Genomic DNA, 23683 nt, shown 5'->3' with positions numbered 1-23683 from the left:
CCCGAAGCCAGGGTATTTTTGTAGAATTAATTCATACTCAACTGATTCGTATTTCTATGCCCGCTTGGACCGACATACGCTTTCGCTACGTTCTGCTCAGTGCTACGGCTGGTTTGTTTGGCGCGTCGGTCTGGCTGACAGCCTGCCGCTCATCGGTTGAGAAACCGGCTGATGTGGTCGCGGCTGAGGCCAATCTGCCCGAAAAGGTGGATTATAACCTGCACGTCAAACCGATTTTGTCGGATCGTTGCTTTGCGTGTCATGGTCCTGATAAAGCCAAACAGCAGGCCGGGTTGCGGCTCGATACGCCCGAAGGCGCTTACGAAGCGTTGGCCGAAAGTGGTAAGAAAGCCATCGTGCCGGGCGACCTCGCGGGCAGTGAACTCTTCCACCGCATTACCACCACTGACCCCGATGAGGTGATGCCTACGCCTAAGTCGAACCTCAGCCTGAATGCCGAAGAAAAAGCGATGTTGTTGCGCTGGATTGAGCAGGGGGGCGAGTACAAACAACACTGGTCGCTTATTACGCCGACGATACCGGAGATACCGGCCGTTAAGGATGAAAAGCAGTGGGTTAAAAACGATATAGACCGGTTCGTACTGGCTAAGCAGGAGAGCAAGAAGCTCAAACCCGCCCCCGAAGCCGACAAAGCGACCTTGCTCCGGCGCGTTAGTCTGGACTTGACGGGTTTGCCACCAACACCCGCTGAGGTTGATGCATTTCTGGCCGACACGTCGCCCAACGCGTACGAGAAGGTCGTTAATCGGCTGCTCAATAGTCCACATTACGGGGAGCGTCAGGCCGTTGAATGGCTCGATGTAGCCCGCTACGCCGACACGCACGGTTACCAGGACGATGGTCTGCGGACGATGTGGCCCTACCGCGACTGGGTTATTCGGGCGTTCAACCGCAATCTCTCCTTCGACCGCTTCATTACGTGGCAGTTGGCCGGGGATTTGTTGCCCAAGCCGATGGCAGCGGCCGACCGTCAGGATATGATGATTGCCACTGCTTTCAACCGCAATCACCAGCAGAGTCAGGAAGGCGGGATTGTGGATGAAGAATACCGGGTTGAGTACGTCGCGGACCGGACGGCCACATTTGGCAAGGCGATGCTGGGTCTGACCGTCGAGTGCGCCCGTTGCCATGACCATAAATACGATCCGATCTCGCAGAAGGATTATTTTTCGCTGTTCGCTTTTTTCAACAGCAACAACGAGCGCGGGCAGATTCCGTATAATGGCGAAGCTGCCCCAACTATTACGCTAACTACGCCCAGGACGGACGCTCAACTTGCTTACATCCGGGAGAAACTGACTCCGCTGATGCAAAAACTGAACATTAACCGCCCTGACTATCAGCAGCGATATGGGCAGTGGCTGTCGGGCAATCAGGGCCAGGGGGTTAAGCAGTCGGAGACGGGATTGATTGCCCACTACACTTTCGACGAAGCTGACCGGGGTGACATTAAGGCATTGGTGAAAGCCGAGAACGAGAAGCGCAAACTGGACGAAGCAAAGCGGAAAAAAGAAGAGTCGCTGAGAAAGCCGGGTGCGGCCAATAAGTCTGAGAAAAAAGAAGTTGTTAAACCGAAGACAAAAGCGGAGTTGTTGAAAGACCCGCGCAATGCGTTCACCAACCAGGTCAACGACACGCTGCCTGCCCGACTGGGGGGTGACTCGGACAACCTGCCCTACGCCGTGGCGGGTCGTTTCGGGAAAGCCCGGTTCCTGCCCGGCGACAGCTATATCAGCCTGCCGACCGACTTCGGGGCTTTTGAGCAAAATCAGCCGTTTACCATCAGTAGCTGGTTTAAACTGGCGAAGTCCGGCATGGATGCTACGCTGCTGGGCCGCACGACCGGTCCAATGGATGGGCAGCGGGGCTATCAACTCGACCTGCTGACTGACGGGCGATTGAAAGTGACACTCAGTCACGTGTGGCCCGCCAACGCCATCGACATTGAATCGGTCGAGAAGGTGCCGGTCAACGCCTGGTTTCAAGTGGCGATTGCGTACGACGGCATGGGCCGATCCAATGGCCTGACGCTGTATCTGAACGGTAAACCCATGCGGACGCGGGTCATTACGGACCATTTGCAGCATAGCATTGTGTACGGCAAAGACAAGTCGCACTGGGCACAACACGCGTTTTATGTCGGTCGGATGCACGACTATTTCTATAAGGATTTCGCCGTGGATGAGCTGCGTATCTACAACCGCTGCCTGACTTCGCTCGAAATGCCCCGGCTGGCGGGCACTCCCGATGCGGTCACAACCGCTCTGCAAACACCCGTTGCAAAACGCACAACGGCTCAGCGAACGGGGTTGTACACGTATTACGTAACGACCCAAGACCCGGCGTATCGGGCAGCATACGCAGAGGCTATGAAACTGCATGGGGAGCAACTGATGCTGTACACCAACGCCGATCAGGTGATGGTGATGCAGGAACGAAAGCAGCCGCGCGTGACGCACTTGCTCAAGCGTGGGGTATACGATGCCCCCGGCGAGGTGGTTCAGCCCGCTGTGCTGCACAGCCTGAAACCGATTCCGGACGGGATGCCCAAAAACCGGCTTGGACTGGCTAACTGGTTGTTGATGCCCGATAATCCACTGTTTAGCCGGGTGATGGTCAACCGAATGTGGCAACAGTATTTTGGCCAGGGATTAGCCAAAAACAGCGATGACTTCGGCAATCAGGGCGCGTTGCCCAGCCACCCCGAACTATTAGATTATTTAGCCGTGGAATTCCGGCAATCAGGTTGGAATACGAAAGCGATGCATAAGATGATTGTGCTATCGGCAACGTACCGCCAGTCGTCTACGGTGCCCGAAGCCGTGCGCGAGGCTGATTTTGACAACACCTGGCTGACACGAGGGCCAAGCTACCGGATGTCGGCGGAACAGATTAGGGACAATGCACTGGCCGCGAGTGGGTTGCTGACGCAGCGCATTGGCGGGCCGAGCGTGCGTCCGTATCAACCTGCCGGAATCTGGGAAGCCCTGGCGACTCGTAATACCGTAAAATATACCCAAAGTCAGGGCGACAGTTTGTATCGACGGTCGATGTACACAATCTGGAAACGGTCGTCGCCCCCACCCATGATGCTCAATTTCGACGCGGCCGAACGGCACACGTGCGTTGTGAAGCGGCAAAAAACGAGTACGCCTTTGCAGGCACTGGTCACACTCAACGATCCGCAGTTTGTGGAAGCCGCGCGGGTGCTGGCTCAACGCTCGTTAGCTAAGGGATACCGGGATGATAAATTCATAAGTGACGCATTCAAAGCCGTTGTCAGCCGTCCCGCCCGCCCGAAGGAGATTAGCTTACTGAACCAACTGTATGCCGAAGAACTGGCGAGTTTCAGGAAAAATCCAAAGCGGGTGCAGGAACTGCTGTCGGTGGGTGAGTACCCCGTTGACAAGAAACTGGACCCGGCCGAGTTAGCTGCCTGGACGGTGGTGACGAGCACGATTATGAACGTTGACGAAGCAATTGTAAAAAGATAGTCGCAAGTCGTAAAAGTGGTAAGTGGATGACGCTTGCGACTTTTACGACTTGCGACTCTTACGACTTAACATGGATATTCAAGATCAAATTCACGATCAACTCAGCCGCCGGAACTTCCTGGGGCAATCGGGCGCTGGTTTAGGGGCTATTGCGCTGGCGTCGCTGCTCAACCCCGGCAACCTGTTTGGGGGTGTGATTGGCGGTCAGGATAAATCAACCGGTAAGCCGCACTTTCCGCCAAAGGTAAAGCGGGTAATCTACCTGTTTCAGAGCGGAGCACCCTCGCAGTTGGAATTATTCGATCATAAGCCGAAACTCGAAGCGATGTGGGGGCAGGACTTGCCCGAATCGGTGCGGAAAGGGCAGCGGTTAACGGGCATGACGGCGGGGCAAAGCCGGTTTCCACTCGCAGCGTCAAAATATAAGTTTGCTCAGTATGGTCCCGGCCAGATGACTATCAGCGAACTCTTGCCGCACACGGCACGCATGGCTGGTGACCTGACGTTTATCCGGTCGATGAACACCGAAGCCATCAACCACGACCCCGCCGTCACGTTTTTTCAGACGGGCAGTCAGCAGGCGGGGCGGCCCAGCTTTGGGTCGTGGATCAGCTATGGCTTAGGCTCCGACAACCAGAACATGCCCGCGTTCGTGGTGCTGCTGTCTAAAGGCCGCGACGGCGATCAGCCGCTCTACGCCAAACTATGGAGCAACGGGTTTTTGCCGTCGGTGCATCAGGGTGTCGTGTTCCGGTCGGGACCAGACCCGGTTTATTACCTCAACAACCCACCCGGCATCGACCGGCCCAGCCGCCGACGAATGCTCGATTACCTGACCAAATTGCATCAGGAGCAATACAAACATGTGCTGGACCCGGAAATCAACAGCCGCATGGCACAGTACGAAATGGCGTACCGAATGCAAACGTCGGTACCCGAAACGCTCGATATTTCCAAAGAGCCGAAGTACATTTTCGATATGTACGGTCCCGACAGCCGCAAGCCCGGTACGTTCGCGGCCAATTGCTTACTGGCCCGCAAACTGGTGGAAAAAGATGTGAAATTCGTGCAGTTGTACCACCAGGGCTGGGATCAGCACGGCAATCTGCCCAACGACATCAAGACCCAGGCCAAGAGTGTCGATCAGCCCTCGGCCGCGCTCATTATGGACCTCAAACAGCGTGGTTTGTTAGATGATACGCTCGTGATTTGGGGCGGAGAATTCGGACGTGGGCCTTATTCGCAGGGCAAACTTACCCGTGACAACTACGGCCGCGATCACCACCCGCGGGCGTTCTCGATCTGGATGGCCGGGGCGGGCATCAAAAAAGGCGTGGTCTATGGGCAAACCGACGACTTCGGCTACAATGTTGTGAAGGATCCGGTGCACGTTCACGACTTTCAGGCGACGGTATTGCACCTGCTCGGCGTTGACCACGAAAAACTGACGTTCAAAAGTCAGGGTCGCCGGTATCGTTTGACCGACGTGCACGGAAAAGTAATAAAGCCGTTGCTGGCGTAGAGACTGCATTTCTATTTGGAAGCGGCAGGTGGTCCATTTACGGGTTGCCTGCCGCTTTTGCTGTTTAAAAAATCTGTCTATATTGTATCTTGTAGTCTCAAATCAATGACGTGAGCCGGTTGTACGGACCTGCTTGCACTTACTTTTCTATGATGAATCCTCTCCGAACAGGCATTTTACCATCAACAGCGACAAATTTTATCGTTTTGCTACTCACGTGCAGCTTTATTATTTCCTGCTCCAAAACGAGCGAGACGAGTACGAAAGCCCTCACGTTCAAGCTCGTTCCGGGGGATACGTTCTACTTCAATTCGTTTGTGGATTGCAACATGGCCGAGGCCTGGGTGGGCGATACATTCCGAATATTTCCTGGTAAGCACGGTGAAGACCCGGTTTGGGGATTTTCCCGCGATCTGAAATTTGCCGATGGTGCCAATGCCGACCAGGCGTTCAGTCGAAAAGCAGCCGAGTTTACGGAGCCTGCTCTGCCTGTCAACGCTAAAATCGGACAACCCGGTCTGCACGGGGCCGTCTGGTTCGAGACCGTTTATCAGGATACCGCCGACAAAACGGGCCGGACACTGTTCGCGGTGTACCACAACGAAAACTACCCTGCCACCCTCCCTTATGACTCCGTGAGCCGCACTGGGTACGTTGATGTCAATTGGCCGCAGGGTCTCCGGGGACCCGCATCGGCGGCTGCGGTATGCCGGATTGGTATCATGAAATCAGTGGATGGAGGGCGAAGCTGGGCGAACCGGGGCATTTTTATCGAAGACTTTCAGCCCCGCATGATTCTAAAGCCCCAAAACACGTCGCTTACGTTTGCCGGGGGCGTAGGTGACCCGTCGGCCGTGGCGAGTGGCGATTATTTATACCTGTTTTATGGAGAATACGGCTATCCCGGCGTTTACACGGCTGCAACCTACGACCTCACCAAAGAGTGGAGCGGGCAGTGTATCAGCGTGGCCCGCATCAAACTAACAGACCTCGACAATCCGGTTGGTAAAGCCCGGCGCTGGGACGGCACGGGATTCAACGCCCCCGCCGATGGGATAGGAGCACCCGTTACCTCGTTACAGATTCCCCAGTCGGCGGGTGGTGGACCGGCTTCGTCGCCCACGGGCGGGTTCCACTGGGGCCCGTCAGTTAGCTGGAATACGTATCTACAGGCGTGGGTCATGCTCATGGGGAAAGTTGAAGGCCCTTCGTGGGCAGGCAGCAGTATCTACATTTCGTTCAATAAAAATGTGGATCTGGGCGAAGGCAATCACGCGCAGGAATGGACCAAGCCTCAACTGTTGTTGGATCGGCCCGGTCATTTTTTGTGGTATCCGTCGTTACAGCCCATGAACACCGCCGACGATGTTGCAAACAAACGCACCTGCCTGAAATTAGGCCAGAAAGCGCGGCTATTCGTGAAAGACATTCAGAAGGACAAGAGCAAGTACCTATCGGAATACGTCATTGAGTTTCAGAAGTAAAATTGACGAAAACCAGATGGTCAGTGCTTGGCAGGCATGAGCCATCTTTCTGGGTAGAATCGCTGCCATTCGTTCGGGTAGTCGTTCGTTGTAGCGGTAGCTTCCTTATTTTTGCGCCATGCAGCAACAAATCGACACCTGGATTCGTGAATTCATTCGCTGGGCGGGCTATGTTCCCAACCGCGATCTGTCGGGCTGGGTCCTGCTCATTGCGTCTGTTCTGTTGGGGCTGGCCATTGACTTCGTCGTTACACAAGTGATCCGGTTTGTCGTTCGTCGGCGACCTTTCCAGACGCTGGCCCTGCTCAAAATCCACACTCGCTGGGCGTTCTGGGCGTTTGTGCCGTCTCTGCTTTTTCTGTTAGCCACAAATGTGCAGTCCGAGCGATTTCTGCGCCGACATCCAGTCGCCGATAAAACAGCCGAGGTTCTGTTTCTACTAATTACGACCTGGCTCGTTGTACAATTGCTGAAGGTGGGCGAACTCCGGCTGATTCAGCAGTACGACACTACGCAGGACGTGAACCTGTCGCAACGCAAATTTGTGACGCAGGTGCGGTTTTTTCGCCGACTATTCGCCATTGGCTTTATCATCATCGCCGGGTCGCTATTGCTCATTACGTTTCAGGGAAGCCGAAAGGTAGGGCTGAGCGTCCTGACCTCGGCCGGGGTCGTATCCGTAGTAATTGGCTTTGCGGCCCAGAAAACGCTGGCGAATCTGATGGCGGGGATTCAGATTGCCTTTAACCAGCAGATTCGGTTAGACGACGCCGTGGTGGTCGAAAAGGAATGGGGACGAATCGAAGAGATAAATCTGACGAGCGTGATTGTACGGCTGTGGGACCGGCGTCGGTTGATTTTGCCTATTACCTATTTCGTCGAAACGCCATTTGAGAACTGGACTCGTTCCGATGCTTCCATTACGGGTTCGGTATTTCTGTACCTCGATTATAACGTACCCGTGGATAGAATCCGCGAAAAAGCCCGCGAACTTGCCGAAGCGGAACCACTCTGGAACGGCGATGTTTTTGCGGTACAAGTGACGGAGACACAACCTACCTGCCTGGTCATCCGGGTGCTTGTTTCGGCTCAGGATGCTCCTTCTGCCTTTGATTTGCGGTGCCACATCCGCGAACAGCTCATTGCTTTTATTCGGGACGAATACCCGCAGAGTCTCCCTCAAACGCGGCTGATGCTGGCCGAGGAAATGCGTCCAAAAGAAGTGTAATGGTGTCGGATTAGTACTCGCTTTTGTTGTACAGTATCATGTAGAACGCCAATAAAAAAGCACTTACGATGGTATCGTAAATGCTTTTTTTAGTGTGGGAGTTGAGGGGTTCGAACCCCCGACCCTCTGCTTGTAAAGCATGACATTATTTATATTAGATAAATTTCATTAGTATTTATTGTGCTGATTATAAGCTCGTTGCGTGTATTGTTTGTATTGGTTAATGTTGGATAATTCCGGTTGTTTCTCTACCTTTATGTACACCAAAATGTACACCGGTGAAAACAACTGTCAATCCTCTGCCTACTGAGCGGTTGCCCCAAGTTAAGGTGATGCTGTATACCAGCAAGGTACTGGCTGATGGTTCGCACCCGCTACGCCTGAGGATCACAAAAGATGGCGGACGTAAATATATCTCTATTGGGGAGAACTGCCATAATGATCAATGGGACGCCGAAAAGGAAATACCGCGCCGGAGCCATCCTGAACAGAAACGGTTGCTGGCTCTAATTAATAAATGGGAAAGCAGCTTTGCCGATGCAGCCAAGAGTTTGCAAGACGTAGGTCATCCGTTCACCATTGAAATGATTGTTGATGCCGTTACAGAAGCAAGCAGAAAGCCACGTAAAGAACGCAAAGGTGTAATGTTGCTGGCGTATTTTCAGGACATCTGCGAACAGCTTCAAACGGCAAGGCGAGTGGGGAACGCTAACGTGTACCGTGATACACGCCGGGTGCTGTCCAAATTCCTACGGGACATGGATTGCCCGTTGTCGGCGGTGAATGTAGCATTCCTAAATAAACTCGAAACATACCTTCGATCAGAAAGGTGTTCGGATACGACAATGAGCGTTTACTTTCGAACGCTACGAGCGGCCATCAACCGGGCCATTGGGGAGAAAGTACTACATGCCGATCTGTATCCATTTAGCCGCCACACCTCCCAGCGGGATAAGTTTAGTTTGTCCAAGTTTGATCTCTCGACCCGTAAGCGGGCTATTACCAAAAACGACATTCGAAGCATTGAAGCCGTGGAGGTAACAACGCCCCGGTTGCTGCTGGCTAAACATCTGTTTTTATTCTCCTACTACTGCGCCGGAATTAACTACGTAGATATGGCCCAGATTCATTGGCGCAATGTACAGGGGGGACGCTTGCAGTACGTCCGTCAGAAAACGGGGGGTCTTTTCAATATCAAGCTGTCAGCACAGGTAATTTCAATTCTGGATCACTACAGGCCTTTGACCTGCACTGGTTCTAATGATTACATATTTGGTATTATAGATTCTGATCGGCACAAGAGCCCTTTGCAGATAGCCAACCGGCTGCACAAAATAAAGGGGCAAGTCAATGCCGATCTAAAAATTATTGGAAAATTGGCCGGGATCGAAATTCCCTTAACGACCTACGTAGCGCGGCACAGCTTTGCAACGGCGCTGAAGCGTTCCGGTGTGGCAACAGCCGTAATCTCTGAAGCGATGGGACACAGCGACGAACGCACGACACAGATTTACCTGTCTGAGTTCGATACCGATTTAGTGGATGCTGCTTTTGAAAACCTGTAAAAAGATTGAAAATTTACTTATGCCAGCACCAATAGACAATTATACTCACGCAAGTATGATTCAGGAACGGTTGGGAAATTCGATACCAAAACTACGAAGCGAGCTATTAGTAAAGTCGATATTGAAAAGATCAAAGCCTTTACGCCCGAACCGTACATAGGACCTTATGCCAGTCTGAGAGATACCACAGATCGGCAGCTTTTGGCCAAAGACTTGTTCCTATTCTCATATTATTGCGGGGGCATCAACTTCATAGACATGGCTATGCTTACATGGTCGAATGTGGCCACCGACTTGCACAGCCACCAACGGCTGAACTACACTCGTCAGAAGACGGGCGGCAAGTTCACTATCCGCCTGATGCCCGTCGCACTTGCCATCCTGGAACGTTATAGTCCTGATAGTAAACCCCAACCGTTGACATCTATTTTTCCTATTCTGAACGACGCCTTGCATAAGACGCCGAGCCAAAGGCATAACCGTTGCAGCGAGACTATGGGGCAGGTTAATACTGATCTCAAGGCCATCGGCAAAGCTGTTGGTATCGACACCCCACTAACGACGTATGTAGCCCGTCATAGTTTCGCCACATCGTTGGGTAGGATGTGGCCGTGATTAGTCAGGCAATGGGCTACGCTGACGAAGCCACTACGCGCATATACTTGCAGGAATTAGGCACCGAGCTAATTGACGCAGCTTATGATTGCTTGTAATAATCTCCTTTTGAGTTTGTTTAGGAATTTGGTTACTTCAACAAAAGTTTTCTACTGGCAGTCAGTGATTTGTCAGAAAATAAGTATAACTATTGCCACAAAGCACCAATCTGTACATCATGAGCGATCACTATAAATCGGAGTCAATTCTCAAATTCGGTGCTAGTTTTTTTTATAAAATTCTGCTCGAAGGCATCTACGATGATTTCTTTGCTGGGCTTGAGAGAGACCTCACCAATTATGATGAAACACTTCACAAGCTTGATGTACAAAGCTTACTAAACCTAATTGCTACTCTTGAAAACGTTAAATCGTGCCTTCCCCTCCCTATATATCTAAAAGAGCAAATTATAGAATCACGCATGCCTGGAGATGAAGATATACTTACTGTAAAATCTTATGAAAATGATCGTAGACGTATTCTCGAAACAACGGAAATCATCGAGCAAAAAGTAATTCGCCGATTAATAGACATTGAGCCAGACATACAAGAGGAGCTCTTGTCGCAGTTCAAAGCGAGAATTCAAGCATCAGATACTTCTGACAACACTCCAGACAAATCATCAATTACTTCATCTGTACAAAGTGCAAGAAAAGTCAGTAAGATATTCAGCCAAATGGTAAACCAAGATTGTTTGGATTTTCTTATCGCGACTTACAAAGGCTGTAAATCCAGGGATATAGTACCAATGCTATACGCAGTAACTGATCTGGGTTTGATTAATAAGGCTAAGGTGTTCAATAATCAAACTAAATTGTATGAAGAGCTACAAGAACATTTTGATTTTGAAGATAAGCGTCAAAGTTTGAACAGATCTATTATTGCTCATAATAGACCTAACAGCAAACAAAGAGATGCAATTAAGCACCAGAAAAGCAAATTGCTTAGTTTTCTTAATAAGCTTTAAATCAACAAATTAATAGTTGCTATAGTTGCTATTTCGTAACTGCAACTATAGCAACTATAGCGAAGAGCATCTTTGGGCCGGATTAAATGTAACGGCTATGATAGATAACCTCATCGCAGTAATTGATCAACGTATTGATCGACTCGAATCTTTGCTCATCGAAATAAGGGATGCGTTGAAGACAAGTCAGCCGCACGACCAAAGCGGTCAAACGGCCTTCGGAGATTTCCACTGGCTCTGTGAAGCCTGTTCCGGTATTCCTGCCAGTACGCTACGCATAAAATCAGCAGCGGGCGAAATACTTGGTACGAAAAAGGTAGGTAAGCGGGTACTATACGAAAAGGTAGAGGTACTAAACTGGCTCCGAGGTCAAGCCCAGCAAACTAAACTCTCACCTGCCAAGCTTTCTCAAAATGCTGAGACCCAATTTGCCGACCAATTGGGAAAGAAAAATGGGGAAGCTAAAAGCACCCGTCAAACTAAATTTGGGAAGGCGGCATGAAGACGGATACAGCAGGACGGCCATTAGTGAACGACAAACCAGCTTTGTACAGTTTTGCTAACGAAAAGTTGCTCAATACCGCCAATTTTAACTTTTTGGATGACGACACTGCCGATAAGGAGAAGAACAAGACCTCAAAAACACAACAGCATTTAAAACTTTTATTGGCGGCTGAGCAGGAGTTAGGTGAGATAGCTGCACGAGAAGTGGTATTTACACCACCCATAATAAGTCAAAACAATACGGGCATTATTCGGAAAAATACCATTTACATTACACGGACGCCTATAGTAGCCACAAGTCGAGATTGGCCGAAATAACACAGTGAAGGGCGCTTGGCTACCAACTTTTCCATTCGCAACATTACAACGGGGCTTCTAAGCTGACACAATTCCGCTAGCATTGTCAACCAAGGGGCCAAACTAGGGCCTAATTGGGCCACACGATAAAACCCACTACGCCAGCCCAAATCATCCCGCCATGTTTGAACACAATTTAGGGCCACCCCGCGACTAAGTGGACCAATCCTGAAAGGGTTCACTTGGTCGAGGGCCTAACCAAACTACCACGATGCTCAGTCTCCTTCATCAATACAAACCCCCGTAGGGAATCATCCATAGCCACAGGCCCTCCACGAGCTGATCACTTCAAGAGAGCTTTCTTCCCTTGCCCATCAGCAACCGCTCAAATTGGCAGACGGTATTCCTGTGACTCTGCCCCAGGCAGGGCCTTTTTTAGCCCTATTTCCTGTACTGTTGGCCTCTAAAGTGAAAACTCTTTACCCCTTGTTCTAATGTCTACCCCTGTACATTGTACTCTGTATACATTGTACAAGTGGAGACGCTTAACCAAACGATTCATTATCCCTAAACCTATTGCCAACCCATCTATGGCTAAATCTCACGATTCTCAATCAATCGGCCAACTGGCCCAACCTCTGTCTGCCCACGCCCAACGCGCCGGTCAGACCCCACCCGCCCAATCGGCCTATAAAGACAACTTTGGTAAATTCGTCCGACAAGGCGCCACTTACACCCACGTTATCCGCCTGGCCAACGCCCCCAAGACAACCCTGATCGGCTACAGCCGACCCCGGGGCGGCCGCGAGAAGGACGACAAGGTAGCCTTGTTGCAGGACATCATCCGCCGGTTGCTGGCCAGCCCTAAAGCGTACCTGCAGGCGGGGGCCAGCATCGAGTTTTACAACAATCTTTCTGACGATGACCGCGACTCGATTTGGCTTTTCACCCTGCACCACAGCCGAGCCGAGCCCAGCCATGCGGCCAGCCAGCTGCCCTGGCTAATGGCTTACTTAGAGGGCCTCTATAAACCTCAATCAGACGCTTATGTGCAGGGCCTCTTCACTGCCTCTACTGGGAACTCGCCCGCTTACGGTCCCCCAGCAACGCTGACCCCCACCAACCCCCCAGCAGCGATTGATCACCACCGGGGGAGCCTATCCATGGCTACTCCCAATGGCGGGGCGGGAACCAGCGCCTTATCGGAGACCAAACGCTTTAAAGACCGAATGGAACTCGATGAGTATCTGAAACCCTTTCTGATAACCGGAGTGATACCCCCCGGCGAGATCGAAGGCTACCGTTGGAAGGTGATCCGCAATCAGCAACTGCCTGACAACTATATCCGGCACTGAGCCTCCATCCTTGCCCACCCACCGGTGCACGATCCTCAAAGCGAACGGAGGGCCAGCGGGCACTACGGCCTTTGACGGGGGCGTCTACCCAAGAGCCAGTAAAGTCGCTTACTGATACCCTGACCACGGGTCTGTTTAGGAAATCAACTGGATCACCCGCCCGCTTGAATCTAATTACAGCGACACCCCTATCCCTACCCCAGTCAGGCAAAGGGTTTCCCTAAGCGTACTTGTTTAACCCGGGACGTTAACCGCTTTAGATCCGTTAACTAAGTTGCTTTAGCTGACCGGTTCTACCCTCGGCGTTTGTGCGTACCTGCTTTGGCTTACTAGCCACCAACCGTTAGATGACGGTTGGTGGCTAGTAAGCGCCCTAACTACTCAGAAACCGAGGGATAGGATTAGCTAAGAAATCCCCACTGAGCCGCCACCAGCGACTGGCCCACCCCGACGGTCATCTCGCTACAGGGGACCGGGCTGGCTAACCCAGCAGAAGTCGCCATACCGTTGACCAATAATCCTACCCCTGGGGGCTGACTAAGCGCTCAGGGCGGCCCCATTACCATTTTTTGATGAGCAAAGCTTTAGCGTATATTTTTGACCGTTAGCGCACGCCGCTGGTAAGTCCTTACCAGACAACGCCGCCAAGGCTGAATTGTTTAGGCACCCGGATCGGTTATCCGGTGAACGCTCCAGCGAGACGTGCCCGCCACTCCGCTACGGCAGGAAGTGCTCGCTGGTGAAGGCCGATCGGGGAGCTAGTAGGGTTAGGAGCGTGGCCGACGATGCCCAGCATCAAGAACGATTCAGCACGTAGCAAGACGGTGTGGGAGCAGTTTTCAAGCAATAAATGCTTTGCGGAGTGGCAGGCTGTAAAAGGGATACACCAAGGTGTGTTGACTGCGTTCGCAAAGGAATAGCCATACCTAAAGCGTATTAGATAATAACAGGGAACGATGGATCGCACCAAGTAAGGCCAAGAGCAGGTAGATCAAGTACGTCACTCATACCAGCCACCCTGGCGTCCTGTTTCCTGGATCTTGGAAGGTAGGTAAACCGCCGTTAGGTCAATCAGTGGAATGGTTGATGGACCCGTTGGCGGTTCGGGTAACTGCTGGCGTAGCTGGCGAATGCCCCTCCGCTTCATTGAGAACCCCTACCCCAGTGGGGAGGTTCACTAAGTGCCCCTCCGTACCCCCAACCAGAGCAGACTGTCGGGCCGGACCCATTGGGTGGGGCAAGGCGGAGAAGTGATAGTAAGTCGGGTGTTTGCTGAGGCTAACCCTACTAATGGCCATAGCAAACACCGGTTCGTACTCGGAGCGGTTACAAACCAGGCTCGCTACCAATGACCGCCCCGGCCCGTTGTGGATCAAGAACGCTGACCGGGTAAGGACCCGGCCGCCTCCCTCAAAAGGGGATTATAGGGTAGATAGACAAGTCAAAACAAGCAGAAAATCGGCTTAGGAATCGTTCCCAACGTTGGGAACGTTCTAAATTTTGCGAATCGTTCTCAACGTTCGAAACGATTCCTAAGCCGATTTTCTGCTCAAAAACGCCCTTTAGTGAACCTTAAGCGAGTCTATCCACTGACGTTTCCTATGCTCAATTGCTTAGCTGTATTTAACCGGTATAAACGACTAAATTCTAAGACGATGAAAAACGAAGAATCCTCCCCAGGGCGGACCTGCAAAGTGTGTGGCACCGAGTTTACGCCTAACAATGCAAAACAGATCTATTGTACAAACCGGTGCCGCAAAGCCAATTACCTCAAACATCAGGACGAGCAGGCTCAAAAGCAGGCACATATTGACAGCCAGCGAACGGCCGAGTTAAACCAGCTAAAAGCGGCCCCGCGCAAGCCGTCCCAACCGGCTGGGGTGGTCAATGCGGAGTGGCAGGTGTTGGATCAAGCGTATCAAACGCTAGCGGTTCAATACCAGGAGAAGCAACAGCAAAAAGAGCAAATCGATCAGGCAATCCGAAAACTAACCGGGCCGGGGCCGGGCTTTTGGTGGGGAGCGGGGATCGGTGCTTTCGTCGTCCTGCTTATAATGGCACTTTATTATGAAGCGCGCCGTCGTCAGCGGTTGGGGATACCTTTTTGGCTTACCTCCCTGGGAAGTTTAGCGCTTCTAGGGCGGCTAGGATCAGTGCTCGGTGGTTGGGTAGCGGATGAGTTAGAGAGTGATGACGAAAAGCAGCAGTTGACTGATCAACTGGATGAACTAAGCGCGGCGAGGATCGCCCTAACCGATTGGCTTATAGAAGTTAACGGGCGCCTGGAGGCCTTAGCCAGTGCGCGGGATAAGATAGCCAAATTTGGTCCACCAGGCCCTACCCCCCCGGATGAAGCGCCTCTACCTCCTACCGACCAGTCGTAAGCGGAAGCGATTCAATTTTTATTGCTGACGAATAGGCTGGATCGGTTGGCTGGGTGAGCGCAAGGGGAGGGGCTTAAGGGGCTGGCCACTTGTGAAGCAAGATCGAGGGAACAGGGAGGAGTCAATCCGAGTCAATTCCTGTTCCCTCGATCTGGGGTATTTCTTCCAACGGGGCAGATTTACACGCTAAGCAACGATTTTTATAGTTGATGGCTAACCAGATATTGAAAATCAGTTTGTTATCAAAAAGGGTATCTGAAAAGTAACCGTAAAAAGGGTCAATCTATTTAATCAGAGGGGGTGATTTATCCTATCAAAAAGGATTTCCTTTTGATGGTGCAAACTATAACACCTTAAAAAACAGACTATAACTAAGATATTAGTTCGTAACCATGTAAATCCGCTCCGTTGGAAGAAGAAGGCCGCTTATAGCGATCGAGATCGGGGCTGTATCGGTCGGAGGCTTCGAGCTAACCATGCGTTCTCAGTATGTACACCAGTAGGCGGATTACCTGACCGAGGGTCGGCCCGCGCAATACCGGCAGCCGTTTCTCCCCAGGTTGACACTACTAAGGTGGGCCACTGTGAACAAATAGTGAAGCCTTACTATACGGCAAACAAAGGCCTTGAACGCAATGTCCTGCTTGTATATAACCAAATCACTTCCCATGAATATTGTTGAAACTGCCGTTTCAAACGGATCATTTAACACGCTTGTTGCCGCCGTAAAGGCCGCTGGTCTGGTCGAAACGCTGAGTGGCACGGGTCCATTTACGGTGTTTGCCCCCGTCGATGCCGCGTTTGCTGCGTTGCCCGCCGGTACGGTTGATACGCTGGTGCTGCCCGAAAGCAAAGCGACGCTGACGGGTATCCTGACCTACCACGTGGTAGCGGGTAAGGTGATGTCGTCAGATTTGACAGATGGCATGACAGCCACTACGGTCAACGGGCAGCCGCTGACTATCCACCTGATGGATGGTAAAGTGATGGTCAACGGTGCGGAAGTGATTATTGCCGATGTGGATACCGACAATGGCGTTGTTCACGCCATCAATGCGGTGCTGATGCCCGCCTAATTGGCCGGATGCATACCTAAAGAAAGCTCAATCCTCTAGGGTTGGGCTTTTTTGTTTTCAGATCACAGAATCGTTTGTTACCGTAAAACAGTCCATTGAAAAAGCCGGTTCTCGTTAAGAAGCTGTTTGAGTTAGTAAAATGCGTGTCTGATGGTTGGGTGCGTTTAAAAAGAGGTACAAAAACCGTCACGACTCGAAAATTTGCGTCTCAAACAAACGGAGGTTTAATTGAACGATTTTTGCGGTAGTTGATCGTAACACAACCCATTCATTGAAAGCAAAATAACGAGTTCAGTAAATAGCATTCGTTACCTATTTACTGGAGGAAATCAGCCGGGAGAATAGGGGGGGGAACGTGTAGGGATCTAAACACATAAGTTGGGTAAAGAAACCGCGACGTGATCTGCATTAGAAGCCTGGCGAAGGGCTAGTGAGCTATTTTTAGGCTGAAGGAAAACGGAGTGTACTGCCCTTGTAAAATCGATTAGGTTTAACAGCGTATCGTTTTACTGTCGATCTCCCTTAATCCATAGCTTACAATTCACTTTATCTGTATATTTACTTCGTTAGTTGAAGCAAATTTCGGTTTGGTTCCCCCCAAAAACCCCTATAGCCACATCGATTAAGATCAAATGCGTGTCCGTCCAGTATGGTTTTGGCAACGACTAGTGCGTGTAAGCCTACTGCTTCTGACCAGCCTCAGTTCCTTAGGGGCCTTGTTGCAGGCCCAATCCTTCCGCTTACCCCAGGCCCAAGTCATTACCGACCGGCAGGGACTACCCCAGGCCTTTGTACCGGCTATTCTTCAGGATAAACAAGGCTTTATCTGGGCCGCTACCCGCGATGGGCTGGCTCGCTACGACGGGCAGCGATTCAACGTTTTTCAACCCGACCCTGACGGACGTCCTTCGCTTTCCTTTGCCGGGCTGAACCAAATCGAACTGGACCGGCACGGACGAATCTGGATCGTTTCCGAGCGGGGTGATATCGACATGTTCGACCCACGAACCGAAACGTTTACCAACTTTTCCCGACAAGCGGCTTTTCGCCAGCTGGTAAAAAGCCAGAGGACGTATCGGCTCCGAATTGATCGACAGGACCGACTCTGGCTGATGCCTGTTGCCAGTGGTGTCATTTGCTGGGATACTAAAAAAAAACAGGGGCAATGGTTTCGCCACCAGCCTGAACAGCCTGGATCAATTAGTAGTGATCAGGTGTTGGATGTGGTCGAAGGTGGCGATGGCACCATCTGGCTGGCCACTGCGGGGGGGCTGGATCACTTCCAGGAACGTGCTCGCCAGTTTACGCACCGACGACATCAGCCGGATGATTCACAGTCGCTGCCGGAGAACTTCTTAACCAGAATGCATCGTCGACCAAATGGGGAGATTATGCTTTTCTCCCGACGATACCTGACCGTACTGCAACCCCGTACCGGCCAGTTACGTCCGTACCGGATGCCAGCCCAGGGCGACGAATGGGATGCACCTCAGGTAACTATCGACCGAACGGGAGCGGTCTATTTTGATCAGAATAATATCCTGTTTCGGTTTACTGACCAGGAGGGCGTTCAAATCGTTACCCGATGGAACCAGCCTAACGACGCGTGCAGTAGTCTACTCATCGACCGGACCAACGTTTTATGGGTTGGTACCGCTGGGGCCGGTATTCGCACCTACGACCTACAGCCGAACCCTTTCCAGAAACGCCGGTATCATCGTGGGTTTTACCAGGATTTACTCGCTAACGATTCGCTGGGGCTGGATCTGCCGCCCGTTTCCCCGGCAGCGCAGACCCTGCTGAGTGGCTTGAGCAGCTATAATTTTCGATCCACCTTCGATGCTTCGGGCCGCTTCTGGTTCAATGTGGGAACCTCGGATCTTTACCGACTCGATCGTAAAACAGGCAAAACAGACCCTTTTCCGTTGCCCATCCGCTTCCGTGGAAAATTGCTTACCGACACGCCCTGCCCGATGACTACCGACTCCCAGGGCCGTGTTTGGGCAATCTACGGCTCGGTTGCCTTTTGGTTCGATGAGCAGACGCTACAATGGGTTCGGTTCCCGAATCCGATTCCTGAGCAACTCACTAATCCAGTTACCGAACTGGTGGTCGATGCCCAAGCCCTTTGGCTGGCTACTCAGGCGGGCGGATTCTGGCGGGTTGACCGACAAAACGGCGAGAGACGGCAGTTTGTCAACATGCCCAACGATGCTGCCTCGCTGAGCAGCAATTCTCTGTACTGTATATCGGCCGACCCAACCGACGTCAATCGGTTGTGGATCGGCACCTTTGGCAATGGCCTGTGTTTGTTTGATAAGCGAACGGGCCAGTTTCGCCGGTTTACCCGGGCCAATGGGTTGCCTAACAACGTCGTATACTCGGCTCTGCCCGACCGCTACGGGTATTTGTGGATGGGCACCAATAAAGGGCTGTGTCGGATGAATCGCCGGACGTTTACAACCCAGACCTTTACGCGGGATGACGGCATCATGGCCGACGAGTTTAACCGGTATCATTACGTCCAGTTTCCCAATGGGAAAATCCTGATGGGCGGTCTGGAAGGGTTCACCCTGTTTAATCCCCGACAGATTGGTCAGGATGCATTTGAACCGACGGTTGAACTGACCGAACTACAAATCAATAATGAGGTCATTCGGCCCCAGCTCGCTGGACCTGACGGCGCCAACACCCTTACGTCCGCCAACCGATCAGTACTGGGAACATCCGTTCCGGGAACATCCGTTCTGGGCGCGTTACCCATCCAGGCCACCCATCAGCTCACGTTAGCCCATAATCAGAATTACATAACCCTTCAATTTGCCGCCCTGCAATTCAACCAACCGACCAAAAATCGGTACCGGTACCGCTTGGAAGGCCTGGAAGAGTTGTGGAAGGAGACAACCCGGCCAGAGGCCAGTTATACCAACCTGCCACCGGGCGAGTACGTACTGGCATTGAATGCGTCCAATACGTCAGGCCGGTGGAGTCGGCACATGCGCAAATTAGCCATCACCATCCAGCCCCCTTTCTGGGCTACCTGGTGGGCTATTGGTCTGTACATTCTGATGGGGTTAAGCATGGTCTGGGGACTCCTTCAGGTTTTCCTGAATCGGATCCGACTGAACCAAACGATTCGGCTACGTCAGCAGGAAGCCGATCAACTTCGGGCCGTCGATACGCTTAAGACTAATTTTTTTACCAACATCTCCCATGAGTTTCGCACCCCCCTCACCCTGCTCATTGGGCCACTCACCGACCGTATCCAGCAGTTTCCCGGCGATGAACTCTACCCGTTGATGTACCGCAACGCCACCCGGCTCCAGACGCTCATCAACCAGATTCTCGATTTGGCCAAAGCCGAAGCGGGCCAACTCCCGCTCTCCCTGCAACCCGGCGATTTGGTGGCCGATGTGCGCCTTTGGGTCTCCTCGTTTGAGTCCCTGGCCGAAAGCCGCCATATCCGCCTGAGTCTGAAGCAAAACAAACGAAGCCAACCCGCCCTCTACGACCCCGACAAACTCCAGTCCATCCTTACCAATCTGGTTTCCAACGCCCTTAAGTTCACCCCCGGCGTGGATGCGCCCGGCCGCTCCGGCGGACCGGTGGATTCACGCCCCGGCGGGCAGGTGCGGGTAGAAACACACTACAGCGGTGAGGTTTTCACGCTGACCGTAACCGATTCGGGCATGGGGATCGTCCCCCATCAACTGCCCCGCATCTTCGACCGTTTTTATCAGGGGTCCGACCTGGCGGGGTCTGTCCTGACGACTGAAATGTATAACGCTCAACAAACCGATCAGGTGGGCACTGGCATTGGCCTTGCTTTGGTGAATGAGTTGGTCAAACTCCTCAGCGGCACCATTGTCGTTCAGAGTGTAGTGGGGACCGGCACCACCTTTACGCTCACCTTGCCGCTGGTACCTGTTCCGGCTGAACCGGTAACGCCCGCGTTTGAGCGTAACACGCATCGGACTCGATTGAGTGAGGGGGCTGACCCGGCAAAAACGCCGGATTACGAACCGCAGGCTACCGACACCGACGCCCGCGATTCAACTAGGCCCACCGTCCTCATCATCGAAGATAACGACGATATGCGAACCTATATCCGGCGGGTACTGGCCTCTCGCTTCACCCTGATTGAAGCCACCGACGGCCAACAGGGGCTGGAGATGGCCCTCGAACACATGCCCGACCTGATCGTGACCGACTGGATGATGCCCCGGCTCGACGGCCTGAGCTTGTGCCGCGCCCTGCGCCAGGACCCCCGCACTGACCATACGCCGGTGGTGATGCTCACGGCCAAAGCCGCCCTCGAAGACCGGCTCGGTGGTCTCGAAATTGGGGCTGACGATTACCTGGTAAAACCGTTTCTGGCCACCGAACTGCTCATTCGCCTGCAAAATCTGCTGAAACGGCAACAGGCCATGCAACAGCATTTTCAGCGTCAGGTAGGAACCGTTGCCGCGCCCCCCGCCGACCCGTCGGACCGGACCGAACATAACCTGGTGCAGCAGCAATTTCTGGACCGGGTCTATGGGTTTCTAACGACCCATCTCGACAACCCGGCTCTCGATGCCGACGTGCTGGCTTCGGAATTGGGAATGAGCAACCGCACCCTCCACCGAAAACTGGGTACGCTCGTAGCCATGACACCCGGCGAGTTGATCCGCACCTACCGGCTCCGGCAGGCCGCCCAACTGCTGCGGTCGGGTCTGAGTCCCACCGAAACCGCCTACCGCGTGGGCTTCGATAATCCTTCGTCGTTTAGTCGTGCCTTCCGGGCCGTTTACCAAAAAACACCCTCCGACTACGCCCAGGACCCCGATTTGTCGAAAAATGAATAGTATTTGTCGAACCCTGCACAGTCTGTCTGTGCCCCTGAATAGACCTTTGTTCACCGGCAAGGGTCTTTTTTTTGCCCCAAAACATACTCATTCAGAGATGAATCGCATCGTCAAGTTCACACCTGCATTACTGCTTGCCTTGGTTTGTCTGCTGGTTCAGTGCAAATCGGACAGTACACCCGTAACGCCGAAAAGTTCGGCTAAAAGTCTGGACGCTCCGACGGTGGATGGCGTCAGTGGCGCATCGTCCACCTTCGATGCGGCCACGAATTCGTACACCGTGACTGTACCAGGTGGTACAGACGTAACCGCCATGAAAGTTACGTTCTCATTACCAGCGGGAGCAACGGCTAAACCAGCCGCCGGTAGCGTTCAGAATTTTACGAATCCGGTTACGTATACCGTAACCGCGGAGGATGGCAGTACCCAGGCATTCACGGTACGAGTCGTGTACAAAAGCACCTGGGCTACAATCCTAGAACGCTATGATGCCATTCGTCTCAAAGCGCAGCGGGTAGCCGGAGTAACCGTATCGTCTTCCGTTCTTGCCGTTAACCCCGCCACCTTAACCGATGCTGATGCTGCCTATATGGCTAACACGGCTGCGTTTACCAAAGGCCTTGCTGATTCAGAAAAGACGGTTTGGCAAGCAGTGGATAAAGCGAAATTAGATATTTACGTTGTCAGCCTAACGCTGGCAACCGGCAGATTAACGGTTGACAAAGGAACAGACGTTAAACTGGATGCTACGGGTGCTCCGGCATCATACAAGGAAGGTTGGAAATTGATTTTTTTAAAATAAGCCCATCAAAAACGCGAATTCTTGTCAGGTGCGTCCCGTATCGGTAGCTAACAGGGGACAGGAAGCCCGCCCTGAAGGCAGCCGTTGAGCCCAACCGCCACCGTGTTCGCTTCTTATCGTCTTTCACCCCCGTGTCGGCCTACCCTTGACGCGGTCTTCAGGCAAACGATTCCCATCACCAACCCACTGACAGACTGTTCTCTTCTTATCAAAAACTAAACAACCTCTTTCAAAACAACTACGACCATGATCTCACAAAACGACCTCAACCAACTAAGTCGCCGGAAATGGCTGCGTGATACCGCCATTGCCGCTACCAGCATTACCGTGGTGCCCTCGTTTTTTATTGGCTGTAGCGATCACCGGATACCGCCAACGGTAGGAGTAGGTGCTCCAGGGGTAGGGATAGGTGGTCCGGCGAACCCGCCAACACCTCAACAACTGGCTAACGCGGCACAGAATATACTTAACATGAAGGTTTGGTTACAGGCGCTCCATCTTCAGCAGGTCGATTATGAAGGCGCTATGTTGCCAAAGCTAAAATCAGGCGAAAAGGATCCCCCGGGTTTGTCAGACCTTATCATCAACATCTTTATCGCCATTGTGGTTGGCATTTTAACAGCAGCGGCTGCAGCGGCAGAAGTAGCTAGCCTTGGTGTCGCAACAGCGGGAGTTGTGGCGTTATATGCCGTTGCCGCTGAGGTGGTTAAGAAATTTGCCTTCGGCGAAAGTAGACCGCATGATTTAGATGGTGTATTTGCCGATTTCAAGACTGGACACGACAAGTCCCATTATGCACTTGTGGACGCGCTGTATATACTGGCCGACGATACGGACAATTACAGGAACCTGCGGGATAAGTGGACGAAGGAGTACGAATTCAATGGTAAAACACATACCTACCAGGATTTTGCGATCGCAGGCGCCTTCCCATCCGAGAGTAAGGGGACTGCCTTCGTGGCCTTGAAAGACGCTGCCTACCGTGATTTCAAAAAATCTTTTTGGAATGTAATGATCGCGAAAGCGGGCAAGTTAGAAAACACTGTCTACTTTTCCTTCTATGCTAAGAAGGGAGATCATGCGGGTCAGACACCTTCTGAATTTGCACGGAACCATCTTTACAAAAATGAAGTAGACTTAGCCTCTTACCTTCGGGGCTGGTATGACCGTTTTGGGGATAGATATTATTACAGGTGGTGGTTTTTTACATTCGATGGCAGGAAAATGCCGCCTGATTTGGCCGATGAATTATTCATGGACGACACCCCAGAGCACATTATAAACCCCAATGGTTTGTTTAATCGCGATTATGTATATAAACAATTTCATACCGAAAAACCTGATTTTATTGATTACTACGACTTACCAAATGAACGTAATTGGGAAGAAGGAGATGCAGATAGTAACTCTTACCAATTTAATCCTAACCCTGACTTCGAGTTCAAGGGGGGAATAATTAAATTCAAATAGAGGGGCCCAAGTG

General features: G+C 52.1%; 15 protein-coding genes. 14 read left to right on the top strand and 1 reads right to left on the bottom strand.

Annotated features, from left to right (window positions below):
* Positions 1–56: 56 nt before the first annotated feature.
* The 9 genes from ACYVHB_RS30475 (at position 57) to ACYVHB_RS30435 (ending at position 13091) form a co-directional block, all read left to right on the top strand.
* Positions 57–3515 (top strand): DUF1553 domain-containing protein, encoded by a 3459-nt coding sequence (locus ACYVHB_RS30475; protein WP_461055814.1) that lies wholly within the window; start codon positions 57–59, stop codon positions 3513–3515.
* Positions 3516–3585: 70 nt separating this feature from the next.
* Complete coding sequence (locus ACYVHB_RS30470; protein WP_461055813.1) at positions 3586–5037, top strand: DUF1501 domain-containing protein; 1452 nt, start codon at positions 3586–3588, stop codon at positions 5035–5037.
* A gap of 152 nt (positions 5038–5189) precedes the next feature.
* A complete protein-coding gene (locus tag ACYVHB_RS30465; RefSeq protein ID WP_461055842.1) occupies positions 5190–6521 on the top strand; it encodes a hypothetical protein in 1332 nt (443 codons plus the stop codon).
* A 118-nt stretch (positions 6522–6639) separates the two neighbouring features.
* Positions 6640–7749 (top strand): mechanosensitive ion channel family protein, encoded by a 1110-nt coding sequence (locus ACYVHB_RS30460; RefSeq protein ID WP_461055812.1) that lies wholly within the window; start codon positions 6640–6642, stop codon positions 7747–7749.
* 278 nt (positions 7750–8027) lie between these two features.
* Positions 8028–9314 (top strand): site-specific integrase, encoded by a 1287-nt coding sequence (locus ACYVHB_RS30455; RefSeq protein ID WP_461055811.1) that lies wholly within the window; start codon positions 8028–8030, stop codon positions 9312–9314.
* A gap of 832 nt (positions 9315–10146) precedes the next feature.
* A complete protein-coding gene (locus tag ACYVHB_RS30450) occupies positions 10147–10935 on the top strand; it encodes a hypothetical protein (protein WP_461055810.1) in 789 nt (262 codons plus the stop codon).
* A gap of 97 nt (positions 10936–11032) precedes the next feature.
* Complete coding sequence (locus ACYVHB_RS30445; protein ID WP_461055809.1) at positions 11033–11437, top strand: hypothetical protein; 405 nt, start codon at positions 11033–11035, stop codon at positions 11435–11437.
* Positions 11434–11757, top strand: coding sequence for a hypothetical protein (locus ACYVHB_RS30440; protein WP_461055808.1), 324 nt, complete (start codon positions 11434–11436; stop codon positions 11755–11757). The genes ACYVHB_RS30445 and ACYVHB_RS30440 overlap by 4 nt, the downstream gene beginning before the upstream one ends.
* A 569-nt stretch (positions 11758–12326) precedes the next feature.
* Positions 12327–13091 carry a hypothetical protein gene (locus ACYVHB_RS30435; protein ID WP_461055807.1) on the top strand — a complete coding sequence of 255 codons (765 nt, stop codon included), beginning with the start codon at positions 12327–12329 and terminating at the stop codon, positions 13089–13091.
* 1067 nt (positions 13092–14158) lie between these two features.
* Here the strand turns inward: ACYVHB_RS30435 and ACYVHB_RS30430 are convergent.
* The gene (locus ACYVHB_RS30430; protein ID WP_461055806.1) at positions 14159–14389 is read right to left on the bottom strand and encodes a hypothetical protein; all 231 of its coding nucleotides are present in this window, start codon (positions 14387–14389) and stop codon (positions 14159–14161) included.
* Between the two features lie 357 nt (positions 14390–14746).
* Between ACYVHB_RS30430 and ACYVHB_RS30425 the strand changes: the two genes are divergently transcribed.
* From ACYVHB_RS30425 to ACYVHB_RS30405, 5 genes are all read left to right on the top strand, one after another.
* Positions 14747–15475, top strand: coding sequence for a hypothetical protein (locus tag ACYVHB_RS30425; protein WP_461055805.1), 729 nt, complete (start codon positions 14747–14749; stop codon positions 15473–15475).
* A 668-nt stretch (positions 15476–16143) separates the two neighbouring features.
* Positions 16144–16551: a fasciclin domain-containing protein gene (locus ACYVHB_RS30420; RefSeq protein WP_461055804.1), complete on the top strand. Its 408-nt coding sequence runs from the start codon at positions 16144–16146 to the stop codon at positions 16549–16551.
* A gap of 668 nt (positions 16552–17219) precedes the next feature.
* The gene (locus tag ACYVHB_RS30415; RefSeq protein WP_461055803.1) at positions 17220–21398 is read left to right on the top strand and encodes a response regulator; all 4179 of its coding nucleotides are present in this window, start codon (positions 17220–17222) and stop codon (positions 21396–21398) included.
* Positions 21399–21495: 97 nt separating this feature from the next.
* Positions 21496–22200: a hypothetical protein gene (locus tag ACYVHB_RS30410; protein ID WP_461055802.1), complete on the top strand. Its 705-nt coding sequence runs from the start codon at positions 21496–21498 to the stop codon at positions 22198–22200.
* Between the two features lie 246 nt (positions 22201–22446).
* Positions 22447–23670, top strand: coding sequence for a hypothetical protein (locus ACYVHB_RS30405; RefSeq protein ID WP_461055801.1), 1224 nt, complete (start codon positions 22447–22449; stop codon positions 23668–23670).
* Positions 23671–23683: the final 13 nt, after the last annotated feature.

Source organism: Spirosoma arcticum (genome assembly GCF_054779955.1).
The sequence above is the reverse complement of the archived record's forward strand: the minus strand, read 5'-3'. Positions and strand labels throughout refer to the sequence as shown.

What these genes read in the sequence shown, in the direction of transcription:
- ACYVHB_RS30430 (WP_461055806.1), bottom strand. Translation starts at nt 14,389, where the DNA reads ATGGCCATTAGTAGGGTTAGCCTCAGCAAACACCCGACTTACTATCAC.
- ACYVHB_RS30460 (WP_461055812.1), top strand. Translation starts at nt 6,640, where the DNA reads ATGCAGCAACAAATCGACACCTGGATTCGTGAATTCATTCGCTGGGCG.
- ACYVHB_RS30405 (WP_461055801.1), top strand. Translation starts at nt 22,447, where the DNA reads ATGATCTCACAAAACGACCTCAACCAACTAAGTCGCCGGAAATGGCTG.
- ACYVHB_RS30435 (WP_461055807.1), top strand. Translation starts at nt 12,327, where the DNA reads ATGGCTAAATCTCACGATTCTCAATCAATCGGCCAACTGGCCCAACCT.
- ACYVHB_RS30440 (WP_461055808.1), top strand. Translation starts at nt 11,434, where the DNA reads ATGAAGACGGATACAGCAGGACGGCCATTAGTGAACGACAAACCAGCT.
- ACYVHB_RS30470 (WP_461055813.1), top strand. Translation starts at nt 3,586, where the DNA reads ATGGATATTCAAGATCAAATTCACGATCAACTCAGCCGCCGGAACTTC.
- ACYVHB_RS30450 (WP_461055810.1), top strand. Translation starts at nt 10,147, where the DNA reads ATGAGCGATCACTATAAATCGGAGTCAATTCTCAAATTCGGTGCTAGT.
- ACYVHB_RS30410 (WP_461055802.1), top strand. Translation starts at nt 21,496, where the DNA reads ATGAATCGCATCGTCAAGTTCACACCTGCATTACTGCTTGCCTTGGTT.
- ACYVHB_RS30465 (WP_461055842.1), top strand. Translation starts at nt 5,190, where the DNA reads ATGAATCCTCTCCGAACAGGCATTTTACCATCAACAGCGACAAATTTT.
- ACYVHB_RS30445 (WP_461055809.1), top strand. Translation starts at nt 11,033, where the DNA reads ATGATAGATAACCTCATCGCAGTAATTGATCAACGTATTGATCGACTC.
- ACYVHB_RS30425 (WP_461055805.1), top strand. Translation starts at nt 14,747, where the DNA reads ATGAAAAACGAAGAATCCTCCCCAGGGCGGACCTGCAAAGTGTGTGGC.
- ACYVHB_RS30420 (WP_461055804.1), top strand. Translation starts at nt 16,144, where the DNA reads ATGAATATTGTTGAAACTGCCGTTTCAAACGGATCATTTAACACGCTT.
- ACYVHB_RS30475 (WP_461055814.1), top strand. Translation starts at nt 57, where the DNA reads ATGCCCGCTTGGACCGACATACGCTTTCGCTACGTTCTGCTCAGTGCT.